The following is a 12714-nucleotide window of genomic DNA, read 5'->3' as shown; positions in this document are numbered from 1 at the left end:
TTAGAGCGTTGCCGCGTTTCCGTGAAAGACGGAACGCTCTAAAGGCGGCGGATGCCGCCCTTTCTCATTCCAGTCAGATGGCCGCCGTCAGTGGATAGCGACGGTGGTCAGGTCGTTCTCCATCGCGCCGGCAAGGGCACGGTCGCGGGCATCCGACAGCAGGATCGGTTGACCATTTGCGGCAAACAGCGCCCACAGTTCCATGCCGGGCTGGATTTCCTCGAGGCCGGGGAAGCGGCCGCGCAGATCATCGCTCGACACTTTTCTGAGATAGGCGACCGAGCCTTCGCCGAGATGGGCGAGTTCGCTGTTGGTCATGGTCAGTCTTTCGATAGTTCTGGGCATTTTAAGCCTCCTTTCGGCGAGGCGCCTGTCCAGGGCCGCCGCGCGTAAGAGCCATCGGCAAAGTTAGTCTTTCACCGATATGTTTATTTTTCGTACCAGCCTTTCGGCTTCCGGCCGGTCGAGGTCGATCGACAGAAGACCGTTCTTCAACTCCGCCGCCAGCACCCGCATCCCGTCGGCCAGTACGAAGCAGCGCTGGAATTGGCGGGCCGCGATGCCGCGGTGAAGATATTCGCGTTCCGTGTCGTCGTTCTGGCGTCCACGCACCACCAGCTGATTCTCTTCCGTGGTTACGTCCAGATCGTCTTCCGCGAAGCCGGCGACCGCCAGCGTGATACGCAGCCTCTCGGCGTCGCCTTCGCTGCCGCGCAGCCGTTCGATGTTGTAGGGCGGATAGCTGTCACCGGATTTCGCCAGGCGCTCCAGCGTCTTTTCCATTGCATCGAAGCCCAGAAGAAGCGGGCTGGAAAAGGGCGTCATTCGACTCATCGTACCGTTGTCCTCCAAGAGCGACATGAACCGGAAAAACCCGACTGGCATTTTCCCGGTCTTCATTGATATGGTCCGCCGCGCGGGCGAGTTCAAGCCATCAAAGGCCCGCCAACCAAGGACACAAAATGCCGGATAAACGCAAGATCATCATCGACACCGATCCCGGCCAGGACGATGCCGTAGCCATATTGCTGGCGCTGGCGAGTCCCGAGCTGGATGTGATCGGCATCACCGCAGTCGCCGGCAACGTGCCGCTGAGGCTTACTGAAAAGAATGCCCTCAAGATCTGCGAACTGGCTGGCCGCCGCGATATCAAGGTGTATTCGGGCGCCATCCGGCCATTGGTACGGCAATTGGTCACCGCCGAGCATGTGCACGGCAAGACCGGCCTCGACGGTCCTGATTTGCCGGAGCCGACGATGAAGCTGCAAGAGCAGCATGCCGTCGATTTCATCGTCGAGACACTGATGCGCGAGGAGCCGGGTTCGGTGACCCTGTGCCCGCTCGGGCCGCTCACCAATATCGCGCTGGCCCTGGTTCGCGAGCCCAGGATCGCCACGCGCATCAAGGAAATCGTATTGATGGGCGGTGGTTTCTTCGAGGGTGGCAACGTCACGCCCGCGGCCGAGTTCAACATCTATGTCGATCCGCACGCGGCCGACGTGGTCTTCCACTCCGGGGTGCCGATCGTGGTCATGCCGCTCGACGTGACGCACAAGGCGCTGACGACGGCCAAGCGGGTCGAGGCGTTCCGCGCGATGGGTTCGAAGGTGGGCGACGCAACCGCCGCGCTGCTCGATTTCTTCGAGCGTTTCGACGAGGAAAAGTACGGCACCGACGGCGGGCCGCTGCACGATCCTTGTGTCATTGCCTATCTGCTGAAGCCGGACCTGTTCAAGGGCCGTCACTGCAACGTCAGCGTCGAAACCGCGTCGGATCTCACCATGGGCATGACCGTGATCGACTGGTGGGGGGTGACCGACCGGCCGAAGAACGCCACCGTCATGCGCGACATCGATTCAGACGGTTTCTTTGCGCTGCTGACGGAAAGGCTGGGGCGGCTCTGAGAGTTCCCTCCTCGTTTACGGGAGAGGGGGCCAGATCCCCCCTCTCTCTGCGAAGACGGGGAAGCGTTGTTTATTTCGCCCGCGAGAAAGCCAGCCAAAGGCCGCCACCGACGAGAAAGCCGCCACTGATCTTCGACAGGAGCCGAATGCGATGCGCCGAGAGCAGGCGCCCAGCGCGGCCGGCGGCAAGCGCGTAGCAGCTGTCGGAGACGGCGGCGAAGGCGAGGGCTGTGAGGCCCATCACCGTCATCTGCAATGAAAAATTGCCGCTCGGGTCGATGAATTGCGGGAAGAAGGCGCCGAAGAACACCAGCGTCTTGGGATTGCTGATGGCGACCAGAACGCCCTGCAGTACGAAGCCGCCGCGCGGCTTCCTGACCGAACCATCCGGATTCAGGCTGCCCTTGTTGCGGAACATCTGGATGCCCATCCAGATGAGATAGGCGGCGCCGAGGAGGCGTACCCATTCGAACCAGTGACCCATGCCGGCAATCAGCGAGGTCAGGCCGATGGCGACGACGCCGATGGTAACCGCGAGACCGATCTGCGTGCCCACCACGTTGGCCAGCCCGGCGCGCGTGCCATGGCGGATCGAATTGGCGATGATCAATGTCACTGTCGGTCCCGGCACAAGGACGATGACGATGCAGGCCACGACATAGGCGGCGTAAAGCGACGGCGACATGGATGATCTCCCAATTCGAATGCCGGCATCAGCCGGCATCGGGATCAATGCACGCCGCCCCGGGGCGCGCAAGGGAGGGTGTGTTGTCAGAGATCCCGGATGAGGGCCTCAGCCGTCTTTCAGGAAGCCTCGCGGCCTCAGGCCTTCTTTGGCTTCTTTCCGACCTGTGAGGTGTTCAAAGCCACCGCAGTACGGACAAGCGCCTTGAATGCTTCCTCGTTGATCGCGTCGTCCTTCTGAAAGTCGATGGCGCGCCTTGTGTTGCCGTCGAGGCTCGAATTGAAAAGGCCGGAAGGATCCTCCACCGAAGCACCCTTGGCAAAGGTCAGCTTCACGGCGGCTTTATAGGTCTCACCGGTGCAGATCATGCCGTCATGCTCCCACACCGGAACCCCCAGCATCGCATTGGAGGGCTTTCGCCACTTCACCTCTTCGACAACATCGGGATCTGCCTGCTTGATGAGGGCGCGGAGCCGGGCGAGCGTTTCGCCACGCCAATCGCCCAGGGCCTTGATGGTCTGGTCGATGAGCTCGGAGGCAGGGACACTTTCAGTGTCGATCGTGTTCTTCGTCATGATTGTTACACCTGCACAGGCCGGATTTCGACGCCGCCATATTGCGCGCCGGGCACACGTTTGGCGAATCCGATCGCGGCGTCCATATTCTCGACTTCGATGAGAAAGAAACCCGCCACCTTGTCCTTGGCCTCACTGTAGGGGCCTTCCGTGACAAGCGCTTCGCCGCCCGGCGAGCGGATCGTCGCGACGCCGGCAGGCCATGTGGCGGTTCCACGCAAGGCGCCGCTTTCGGCAAGGAATTTGTTGAACGCGCCATAGTCTCGGCCCAGGGCCTCGTGCTCGGCGGCTGTTGCCGCCGCCATTTTCGCGTCGTGGTGATAGATCAGCACCAGAAAGAGCATTGTTTCTCCTTGATCGCATCGTTCTTCTGCAGTGGGAGCCAAGCGCGCACGGAACTTCGGCGCGTCACATCTTTTCGCCCGGCAACTGGCTGGCCTGCCTTACCCAATCGGCGAATTGCTTTTCGTCGAGCTTGTCTTCGTGGATATCGTAGTAGCGCACGTCTTTGTGCTTGGAGGTGCCCGGCGGGGCCGGGTTCAGCGCCGCGCCGCGGAAGAACGACACCTTCACATATCTGGTGAAGACATGGATGCCGAGGAACCAGCCCATGCCTTCGTCGGCAACGCCGTAGAACGGCGAATTCCATTTCACGGCCTTGCGTACACCGGGCACGGCGTTTTCGATGATGGCGTCGAGGCGGCGGCCGACGTCGCTCTTCCAGCCCGGCATCGCCGCGATATAGGCCTGCACCGGGGCGTCGCCATAACCCTTCGGAATCTGGGGGTTGCCGCCGGAGAGCAAAACGAGCTGCTCCGGCTTGGTCCTGGCCGTTTGCTTGGCGGTCTTGGTCGCTTTAGTTTTCCCTTGCGGCATCGCTTGTCGATCCTATCCGCTGGTTGGCTGGCTATCGCGTCCCTTCGTGGCGTAGGGCAGAACGAACATGTAAAGCCCGCTGAACAGTAGCAGAAAGAGCGGGAGCAATGGCGAGTAGACGATCCAGGCCGGTGGCTGCCCCATTGCCATGGCGATGAAATTGGCTGCGACGGTGGCGGTGAAGATGATCGACAGCCAACGATGGAACTGCCGTATCCATTTGTTCCAGGTCATGGTTCTCTCATTCCAAGTGAAGCAAAGCGGCTTGCCCGGCTATGGACCTAATCGTCCTTCGCCAGGAGCTGCTCGAGATTTGTGAAGAACTGTTGCCAGCCTGCCTTGGCGCCGCCAAAGGCCTGCTTCTGATCCGGCCGGAAACCGGATTGTTCCATGCGCAGATGCGTTCCCGCAGGCGTGGCCGTCAGCGTGAATGTGACCACGCTTTTCAACCCGTAGGCCGGGTCGTCATGGGCGAAGTCCCAGCGGTAGGAGAGTGTCTTGTTCGGCTCCAAGGCGAGCACTTCGCAGTCCAGAACGCCGCCCCATTCGCCGCGCAGATTGAAGCGGTGGCCGACGGCGGGTTTGAAGTCGTTCTTCATCAGCCACTCCTCGATCAGGTGCGGTTGGGTCAGCGCGCGCCACAGCTTTTCAGGAGGAAACGGGATTTCCCGTTCAACAATGACGGTGCGTGTTTCGCTCATTGATCCATCCTTTTCAGCAGGTCTTCGAGATCGTCGAAACGACTTTCCCAGAAGCCTGCCATCTCCTTTGTCCAGTCTACCAGTGGGGCCAGCGCACCAAGTTGCGCGCTGTAATGCGTCTGGCGGCCCTCGTGACGATCGCGTACCAGGCCAGCCTGTTTCAGGACGCCCAGATGTTTCGACACAGCCGGCTGCGAGACGCCGGCATGCGTTGTCAGCGTGCCGACCGTCTGTTCCCCACCGCGGCAGAGCCGTTCGAAAATCGCCCGACGGGTCGGGTCGGCAAGCGTTTTGAACAGCTGGTCGTGCGCGTCCGTCATCGAAATCGATAACCCGTTGGCTATGAATTGACGTATAACTGACCGGCTATGGATTAGTCAAGCGTGAATTGAGAGGATAGCGAAACGACTAGTTCTGGGGCGAGGCCCCGACCTTCCAGGGCAGGACGGCTTCATAGGCAGCGGCGGCGCGCAGCACGGCAAGGTCACCGCGCGGTCTACCAATCAATTGCATGCCCATCGGTCTGCCTTTGGCGTCGAATCCTGCCGGCACATTCACGGCCGGGCAACCGCCGAGGGTCGCGAAGGCTGTGACCTGCATCCAGTGATGATAGCTGTCCATGGCACGGCCTGCGACCTGGTGTGGCCAATGCGTCGAGACATTGAAAGGAAACACCTGCGCCGTTGGCAGTGCCAATAGGTCGTAGCGCTCGAACAGCGTCAGCAGCGTACGGTGCCAGGCGGTGCGCTGCATCGCGGCGGCGTGGATCTGTGGCGCGGTGAGCCGGGCAGCTCCTTCCACTTCCCAAATCGCCTCCGGCTTCAAAAGCGCTCGCTTTGACGGATCGTCGTAGAGCAGCTTCAACCCGCAACCGCTGGAAGATTGCCGCAACGTCACGAAAGCCTGCCATAGGGCTTCGAAATCGACGCTCGGCAGCAGGGGCTCGACCTCGAAGCCGATGACGGCGAGCCGCTGGAGTGCTGTCTCGCAAAGATCGAGGATGCCATCCTCCATGGGCAGATGGCCGCCGAGATCGGCCAGCCAGCCGATTCTGCCGCCGGTCGCTGGCCCTTCATCGATCCCTTTCAGGAACGACCCATGCGGATCGTGCGACAGCGGTGCATGCGGATGGTAGCCAGCCTGCACGTCGAGCAGGAGTGCCATATCGCGCACGCTGCGGCCCATCGGCCCTTCCACACCCATCTGCGCGTGGAAGACCTCGAAACCGGGACCGCCCGGCACCAGTCCCTGGGACGGGCGGAAGCCAAAGACGTTGTTGTAGGCGCCGGGGTTGCGCAGCGAACCGCCGAAATCGCTGCCGTCGGCCAAGGGCACGAGGTCCAGCGCCAGGGCGACGGCCGCGCCGCCGCTGGACCCGCCAGCCGTCCAGGCAGGGTCGAAGGCGTTGAGCGTCGGTCCGAAGACAGGGTTGTAGGTGTTGGAACCGAGACCGAACTCCGGCACGTTGGTCTTGCCGATGACGATGGCGCCCGCCTTGCGCATACGCTCGACGAAATACTCATCTGCCTCTGGCACGAGATCGGCAAAGATCGGCGAGCCGAACGTGGTCTTGAGGCCTCTGGTCTGGGCGAGATCCTTGATTGCGATCGGCAGACCGAACAGGCTGCCCGTTGTGCCTCCACTGGCGAGATGGGCATCCGCAACATCCGCCTCGACCAGGAGATCGGCGCGATCGCGCAGTGAGACGATGGCATTGACCTTTGGGTTGAGCGCTTCGATGCGATCCAGGAAGGCGATCATGACTTGGCGTACGGAAAGCCGGCGCTCGCGGATCGCCGTGGCGAGATCGACTGCATTGAGGCCACAGACGTCGCCGGCCGGTGGAATGGCGTGCCGGCTTGCGGGGCGCGTGTCGGTCATGTCAGTGGCTGTCCGAGCTGAGAGCGGCCTCGACTTCGGCGGCTAGCGGGATCGCCGGCTGGGCGCCGGGCTTCAGGCAAGCGAGCGAGCCGGCTGCGGCAGCGCGCGCGAGCGCTGCCTTCAGCGGGAGGCCGGATTCCAGTCCGGCTGCCAGGTAGCCGCAGAATGTATCGCCGGCGCCCACCGTATCCACCGGAACGATCTTGAGGGCCGGCACTTTCAGGAATTCGTCGCCGGTCGCGGCCAGAACACCTTCCCCGCCGAGGGTGACGACGATGGTTCGTCCGCTCTTTTTCGCAAAGGCACGCATGCGCTCGGTACGATCCGTTCCGGTCAATGCCAGCGGTTCGCAATAAAGGTCGAACTCGGTCTCGTTGGCCACGACGTAGTCGGCCTTGTCGAGCAGCTTGGCGGCCTCGATGCGGGCCGGTGCGGTGTTGAGTACAGTGATTGCGCCAGCCTTGCGCGCTGCATCGAGGGCGGCCTCCACTGTCTTCAACGGGATTTCGTGCTGCAGCAATACGACATCGCCTTTCTTGAGTGCAGCCTTCGCGACGTCGCCGGCCAGCACGGCGTCATTGGCACCGGCCACGACCGCGATCATGTTCTCGCCGTCACCGCCAACCAGAATATGGGCGGTGCCGGTGGAGCTGTGCGTTTTGGCGACCGCCGAAAGATCGACCTTGCCCTGATCGAGCAGTGCCAGCGCTTCACCGGCGAAGCCATCCTTGCCGACTGCACCCACCATGCGCACCTTGGCACCGGCGCGCGCGGCTGCCAGCGCCTGGTTGGCGCCCTTGCCGCCGGGGGCCGTGGTGAAGGAGGTTCCTGGGACCGTCTCGCCGGGACCCGGGAGACGCTCGACCGTGGCGATCAGATCGAGATTGATGGAACCAATGGTGACGATCAAGGCAGGCCCCTCGAGATTGTTCTGGATTGTTCTGGGCTTATTTCGGCGCGGACCCTAGCGGTTCTCTGCCTCGAAGGAAACTGCTTTGCCGGTAGGCCGGGCGTCCTTCCCCTGCGTAATTCCCGACAGATGAATTGTGATCCGGCCGACAGGTGCGCCAGCTTGCGAAACTGTTTTCGTGTGGGTAAAATAAAATAATAAATTCAATTATTTAAATGAATTCATCAGGAAAACTGAACCATGCGGCTGCGTCATCTCCTGCTGGCCCTCGGCATCGTTTTCATCTGGGGTGTCAATTTCGCCATCATCAAGCTGGGCCTGAGACAGGTCTCGCCATTGGCGCTGGGCGTGGCACGTTTCGCTCTCGCGGCCTTCCCGTGGGTGTTCTTCATTCCGCGCCCCAGGGTGCCGTTGCGGCTGATCGCGCTTTACGGTCTTTTGATCTTCGCCATGCAGTTCGGCTTCCTGTTTACGGGCATGAAGCTCGGCATGAGCGCAGGCCTGTCTTCGCTCATCCTGCAATTGCAGGTGTTCTTCACCATTGGCCTCTCCGTGATCATGCTCGGCGAACGGCCGACGGTATGGCAACTGGCCGGCGCTCTGCTTGCCTTCGGCGGTGTCGGTGTGGTTGCGTTGAATGTCGGCGGCGACGTGACGATTGTCGGCCTCGTTCTGCTTGTCGCGGCAGCCGCCTCCTGGGGCGCCGGCAATATCGTTTCGAAACGGATTTCTCAGCTTGCCGCCACTCCCAACGTTCTGGGGCTGGTGGTCTGGGGTAGCCTCTTTGCGTTGCCGATCCTACTGGTGGTGGCGCTGTTGCTCGACCCGGATCACCTGATATCCAGCTTTACCAATCTCGACTGGGTGTCGGTCGGCTCGATCGCCTATATCGTCTACCTGTCGACGCTGCTCGGCTTCGCTGTCTGGGCGAGCCTGTTTGCACACTACCCGGTGTCGACCGTTGCACCGTTCACGCTGCTGGTGCCGGTGTTCGGCTTCCTCGGCTCCGCCGTGCTGCTCGGCGAACCGCTGCAGGGCTGGAAGCTTGCCGCCTCCGCCCTTGTCATCGCGGGCCTGTGCATCAACCTGTTCGGGGCGAGACTTAAGAGCGCTGCGCGTCCATTCGGACGCGCAAAGGATACTCCAACACCTTGAAGCTGCGCAGCGTCACGCCGCGCCGACCGAGAGCTGGCCCGCTTCCCAACCCAGAATAGCGCGCTTGCGGGTCAGGCCCCAGTGGTAGCCGGTGAGTGCACCGGACTTGCCGAGCGCGCGGTGGCAAGGCACCACGAAGGACAGCGGGTTGGCGCCGACCGCGGCACCGACCGCGCGGCTCGCCGTCGGCTGGCCGATCTCCGCGGCGATCGCCGAATAGGTGCAGGCCTTGCCCATCGGGATACGCAGCAATGCTTCCCAGACGCGGATCTGGAAATCCGAGCCGATCATCACCACGCGCAGCGGCTGGTCGGAACGCCAGTGGGCGGGGTCGAAGATACGCGCGGCATAGGGAGCCGTGGCGCTGATGTCTTCGACATAGGTGGCATTCGGCCAACGGCTCGACATGTCCCTGAAGGCAGCCTGCTCACTGCCGGCATCATTGAAGGCGAGGCCGGCCAGGCCACGATCGGTAACCATGATCAGCGCGACGCCGAAAGGCGAAATGTGGTAGCCGTAGCGGATGATCAATCCCTCGCCGCGGGTCTTGTAATCGCCCGGCGACATCGCTTCGTGTGTCACGAACAGGTCGTGCAGGCGGCCGGGGCCGGACATGCCGACTTCGAGGGAGGCTTCCAGCAGCGGCATGCCGGAATCGAGCAGCCTGCGCGCATGGTCGAGCGTCACGGCTTGCAGGAAGGCTTTCGGCGACAGTCCGGCCCAGCGGGTAAACAGTTTCTGCAAGCCGGTGGGCGTTTCGCCGACCTCCTCAGCCAGCGCCTCCAGCGAGGGCTGATCGCGATAGTCCAGGCTGATCTTCTCGATGGCGCGGCGCACGACCTCATAGTCGCTGCCGTCCGGCGTGATGTCCTTCTCGAGTGTCGGGGCGATCTTCATCGGCATCCTGGTATTCATAGCGAGATGAGCGTTCATGGCAATTTCTCCCGGAGCAGAATGCATTGCATGCTGCTCCTTCTTGTTGTTTCGTCGCATGATCCTGTCCGGAGAGTCTGCAATTTTCCGGGATCGTGCTCTTGAACGCGAATATCGGGGCTTCCGGAGCCAGTCTCCACCCGTTTCCTGCGAAGGTCAGCGCGCCTTGACGGTGGCGAGCGCGCGGGTGAAGGCCGTGGCGAAACTCTCGCGGTCATCGGGGTTCAGGAAGCCGCCGATCGGCACGCTCTGACCCCGCGACTCGACCGCCATGGCGGTGATGCCGATCTCGGTGTGGCGTGCCACCGAGAAGCGCGACCAGAATGGGTTGAAGCGGTGTTCCTCCGTCTTGCCTGACGGAGCGGTTTTGCGGATATCGAGCGCCGTGCGCGATACGGAAACCTCTTCGCGGGCGCGCGCAGCACGGTAGTTGAGGCGGAAGGCGACATAGATTGCCAGCACGTCGAGGCCAAAGAAGCCGAAGATCGGCCAGGCACCGTTGGCCAGGAAAACCACGCCCGTCACAGCCCAGCAAAACAGAAGCGCACCGATCAGGATCATGAAGCCCAAGCGGCCAAGCGAGCGATGCGGCATGAGCAAAGCCTGAAAGATCGGCTCGTCAGCAGCGAAAGGGGCATTTGTATCGCTCATGACCTGATATTATAGGAAGCACATGGCAGTCCCCAAGCTCAAAGATCGTCGCAGTTCGGAAAATCGTCCTGCGCCCAAGCGCAACGGAACGGCGCGAGCGCCTGCGAAGAAATCTTCACGCGGGAAATCGGCTTATACGCCGGCTGAAGTGCATGAGATCTTCCGCCGTTTTGCCATACAGCGGCCCGAGCCAAAGGGCGAGCTCGAACATGTGAACGCCTTCACGCTTCTGGTGGCGGTGGTGCTGTCGGCGCAGGCGACCGATGCGGGTGTGAACAAGGCGACCCGCGCGTTGTTCAAGATAGCCGACACACCGGAGAAGATGCTGGCGCTGGGCGAGGCGAAGGTAGGCGAATACATCCGCACCATCGGCTTGTGGCGCAACAAGGCCAAGAACGTCATTTTGCTCTCAAAAGCCCTGATTGCGCACTATGGTGGCGAAGTACCCGAAAGCCGCGACGAACTTGTCAAGCTTCCCGGCGTCGGCCGCAAGACTGCGAATGTCGTGCTCAACATGGCTTTCGGCCAGCATACGATGGCCGTGGACACGCATATTCTGCGGATCGGCAATCGCCTCGGCCTTGCGCCCGGCAAAACGCCGGAGCAGGTCGAGGAAGGGCTCATCCGCATCATTCCAGATGAATACATGCGGCATGCGCACCACTGGCTGATCCTGCACGGCCGCTATGTCTGCAAGGCGCGCAAACCCGACTGCCAGGCCTGTATCATCGCCGACATCTGCAAGGCTGCCGAAAAGACAAATGCCATTCCGGCACCGCTGGTCGAACTGGCGCCGCTCGAACCGGCCGGTGAAGTGCTTTAGAATTACGCAAAAACAAAGAGTTAGGGCGTTTCCGCGAAACGGAAACGCTCCAGGCCGGCCAGCCTCAGAGGCCGTAGCCACGGGCCATGGCGGCGGCGAAAGCCGGGATAGCCAGGAAAAGCAATGCTTCCAGCCAGACATAACGGCGCACCGAAGCGAGTTCGTGACCTGGCACCTGGAATGCACTGTTCGAGACCGCCTGCCGGTTCCAGGCAATGAAGCGGATGGTTGGAACGATGGAGAGCAGGCCGACCGCGGCGAAAGTCACCATCTTCGCCCAGAACACCCAATTGTAGACATAGAATTCCCAGCCCTTCAGGCCGTGGAACACGCGGCCGATGCCGACAAGGATGATCAGCACCGCAAGCAGGCCGTAATGGCGGTCGACGCGCGCGAGGCGTCGCAATGTGCCGGGCGTCAACTCGTTGCGTATCAGCACGAACTCGGCCGCGATTATGCCGGCCAGTGAGAAAGCAAGCAGATGGTGTAGAATGGTCAGTACGAGATCGGTGGTTTCCATCTGCATTCCCTCCTCGCGATGGTGTGTTTCATACGACCTCGGCGGGGAAATGCCCAGCGGGTCGTCAGGTGCTAGCTAGAGTATCGGCCCGGAATCGGAACCGATTTCGGAAGCACGATGCGCAGATTTAAAGTGTTGGAACGTCCTTTGCACTTCCGGACGTGGCGCTCTAACGTCACCGGATGACGAAGTTGAAGCGTGCCATCAATCCCATGCCCGACGATATTCGGGCGGCTCTCGACCGGAATGGGCTGGGTCCTGCATACGCGGCAAGGCCCGACTACCAGAAGAACGACTATCTGGGCTGGATTGCGCGGGCCAGGCGCGAGGAGACGCGGATCAAGCGGCTCAACCAGATGCTGGACGAATTGAAGCGTGGCGGCGTCTACATGAACATGGCTTGGCGCGGCTAAGCTGCCAATGTGCTCGGCCTCGATGGCTGACGCGTCGCGTCGCCGGTTTCTGGCCGGGAATGCCGTATGCGCTGGCCCTTGTCATCACCGCACCGCCTGCTAGGTGCGGCTGAAATGAAGAGGCAACCATGACGACAGCAATCCGGACCGCACCGACCCTGGAAACCGACAGAACCGTCCTTCGCGCCCACGCTTTGGGTGATTTTGACGCTTATGCGCAGATGTGGGCCGATCCCGTCGTATGCCGTTTCATCGGCGGCAAGGCGCGCACGCGCGAGGAAAGCTGGATGCGCTTCCTGCGCCATGCAGGATTATGGTCACTGATTGGCTATGGGTATTGGACGATCGAAGACAGGGGGACCGGACGTTTCATCGGCGAGGCCGGTTTCCACGACATGAAGCGCGACATCAAGCCCTCATTGGAAGGTATTCCCGAAGCCGGCTGGGTGCTGGCCCCGGAAGCCCATGGCAAGGGCATCGCCGGCGAAGTGGTTGCGCGCATGGTTGCCTGGGCCGACGAGACCATCGGTGCGGCCCGAACCGTCTGCATAATCGATCCTGAAAACAGGCCCTCGCTGCAAGTGGCGGGAAGGGCCGGCTACGTCGAAGTGCTCCGCACGACCTATCATGGAGAGCCGACGATCCTTTTCGAGCGGCGCCCGTTAAGCTAGAGCGTTTCCGTTTTTC

General features: G+C 61.8%; 19 protein-coding genes. 5 read left to right on the top strand and 14 right to left on the bottom strand.

Annotated features, from left to right (window positions below):
• Window positions 1-87: 87 nt before the first annotated feature.
• Window positions 88-345 carry a DUF1150 family protein gene (locus ACFWXH_RS24880; protein ID WP_054309700.1) on the bottom strand — a complete coding sequence of 86 codons (258 nt, stop codon included), beginning with the start codon at window positions 343-345 and terminating at the stop codon, window positions 88-90.
• Window positions 346-408: 63 nt separating this feature from the next.
• Window positions 409-834: an Hsp20 family protein gene (locus ACFWXH_RS24875; RefSeq protein WP_054309746.1), complete on the bottom strand. Its 426-nt coding sequence runs from the start codon at window positions 832-834 to the stop codon at window positions 409-411.
• Window positions 835-962: 128 nt separating this feature from the next.
• Between ACFWXH_RS24875 and ACFWXH_RS24870 the strand changes: the two genes are divergently transcribed.
• The gene (locus ACFWXH_RS24870; protein WP_379124004.1) at window positions 963-1904 is read left to right on the top strand and encodes a nucleoside hydrolase; all 942 of its coding nucleotides are present in this window, start codon (window positions 963-965) and stop codon (window positions 1902-1904) included.
• A gap of 70 nt (window positions 1905-1974) precedes the next feature.
• Here ACFWXH_RS24870 and ACFWXH_RS24865 read toward each other — a convergent pair whose 3' ends face one another.
• From ACFWXH_RS24865 to ACFWXH_RS24825, 9 genes are all read right to left on the bottom strand, one after another.
• Window positions 1975-2589 (bottom strand): LysE family translocator, encoded by a 615-nt coding sequence (locus ACFWXH_RS24865; protein WP_054309702.1) that lies wholly within the window; start codon window positions 2587-2589, stop codon window positions 1975-1977.
• 137 nt (window positions 2590-2726) lie between these two features.
• Window positions 2727-3164, bottom strand: coding sequence for a DUF1801 domain-containing protein (locus ACFWXH_RS24860; protein WP_379124003.1), 438 nt, complete (start codon window positions 3162-3164; stop codon window positions 2727-2729).
• A gap of 5 nt (window positions 3165-3169) precedes the next feature.
• On the bottom strand, window positions 3170-3508 hold the full coding sequence (locus ACFWXH_RS24855; RefSeq protein WP_379124002.1) for a YciI family protein: 339 nt from the start codon (window positions 3506-3508) through the stop codon (window positions 3170-3172).
• A gap of 64 nt (window positions 3509-3572) precedes the next feature.
• On the bottom strand, window positions 3573-4040 hold the full coding sequence (locus ACFWXH_RS24850) for a DUF1801 domain-containing protein (RefSeq protein WP_379124001.1): 468 nt from the start codon (window positions 4038-4040) through the stop codon (window positions 3573-3575).
• A 12-nt stretch (window positions 4041-4052) separates the two neighbouring features.
• Complete coding sequence (locus tag ACFWXH_RS24845) at window positions 4053-4274, bottom strand: hypothetical protein (protein WP_054309706.1); 222 nt, start codon at window positions 4272-4274, stop codon at window positions 4053-4055.
• 47 nt (window positions 4275-4321) lie between these two features.
• Window positions 4322-4741 (bottom strand): SRPBCC domain-containing protein, encoded by a 420-nt coding sequence (locus ACFWXH_RS24840; RefSeq protein ID WP_379124000.1) that lies wholly within the window; start codon window positions 4739-4741, stop codon window positions 4322-4324.
• Entirely contained in the window at window positions 4738-5061 is a 324-nt protein-coding gene (locus ACFWXH_RS24835) for a helix-turn-helix transcriptional regulator (RefSeq protein ID WP_054309708.1), read from the bottom strand. The genes ACFWXH_RS24840 and ACFWXH_RS24835 overlap by 4 nt, the downstream gene beginning before the upstream one ends.
• 88 nt (window positions 5062-5149) lie before the next feature.
• Window positions 5150-6622: an amidase gene (locus ACFWXH_RS24830; protein ID WP_379123999.1), complete on the bottom strand. Its 1473-nt coding sequence runs from the start codon at window positions 6620-6622 to the stop codon at window positions 5150-5152.
• A 1-nt stretch (window position 6623) separates the two neighbouring features.
• The gene (locus ACFWXH_RS24825) at window positions 6624-7532 is read right to left on the bottom strand and encodes a ribokinase (protein ID WP_379123998.1); all 909 of its coding nucleotides are present in this window, start codon (window positions 7530-7532) and stop codon (window positions 6624-6626) included.
• Between the two features lie 240 nt (window positions 7533-7772).
• On the opposite strand from ACFWXH_RS24825, the gene ACFWXH_RS24820 reads away from it, so the two are divergent.
• Window positions 7773-8687: an EamA family transporter gene (locus tag ACFWXH_RS24820; protein ID WP_379123997.1), complete on the top strand. Its 915-nt coding sequence runs from the start codon at window positions 7773-7775 to the stop codon at window positions 8685-8687.
• 12 nt (window positions 8688-8699) lie between these two features.
• Here ACFWXH_RS24820 and ACFWXH_RS24815 read toward each other — a convergent pair whose 3' ends face one another.
• Window positions 8700-9602 (bottom strand): methylated-DNA--[protein]-cysteine S-methyltransferase, encoded by a 903-nt coding sequence (locus tag ACFWXH_RS24815; protein WP_379124405.1) that lies wholly within the window; start codon window positions 9600-9602, stop codon window positions 8700-8702.
• Window positions 9603-9776: 174 nt separating this feature from the next.
• Window positions 9777-10271, bottom strand: a complete 495-nt coding sequence (locus ACFWXH_RS24810) for a DUF2244 domain-containing protein (RefSeq protein ID WP_379123996.1) — start codon at window positions 10269-10271, stop codon at window positions 9777-9779.
• A 22-nt stretch (window positions 10272-10293) separates the two neighbouring features.
• On the opposite strand from ACFWXH_RS24810, the gene nth reads away from it, so the two are divergent.
• The gene (gene nth, locus ACFWXH_RS24805; RefSeq protein WP_379123995.1) at window positions 10294-11094 is read left to right on the top strand and encodes an endonuclease III; all 801 of its coding nucleotides are present in this window, start codon (window positions 10294-10296) and stop codon (window positions 11092-11094) included.
• 64 nt (window positions 11095-11158) lie between these two features.
• Here nth and ACFWXH_RS24800 read toward each other — a convergent pair whose 3' ends face one another.
• Entirely contained in the window at window positions 11159-11614 is a 456-nt protein-coding gene (locus tag ACFWXH_RS24800) for a DUF2214 family protein (protein ID WP_379123994.1), read from the bottom strand.
• Between the two features lie 182 nt (window positions 11615-11796).
• Between ACFWXH_RS24800 and ACFWXH_RS24795 the strand changes: the two genes are divergently transcribed.
• On the top strand, window positions 11797-12027 hold the full coding sequence (locus tag ACFWXH_RS24795; protein ID WP_379123993.1) for a YdeI/OmpD-associated family protein: 231 nt from the start codon (window positions 11797-11799) through the stop codon (window positions 12025-12027).
• Between the two features lie 128 nt (window positions 12028-12155).
• Entirely contained in the window at window positions 12156-12698 is a 543-nt protein-coding gene (locus tag ACFWXH_RS24790; protein WP_379123992.1) for a GNAT family N-acetyltransferase, read from the top strand.
• Window positions 12699-12714: the final 16 nt, after the last annotated feature.

The organism is Mesorhizobium sp. NPDC059054, from assembly GCF_042739215.1.
Taxonomy (GTDB): domain Bacteria; phylum Pseudomonadota; class Alphaproteobacteria; order Rhizobiales; family Rhizobiaceae; genus Mesorhizobium.
Note: the sequence above shows the minus strand (reverse complement) of the source record. Positions and strands in the feature narration are given on the sequence as shown.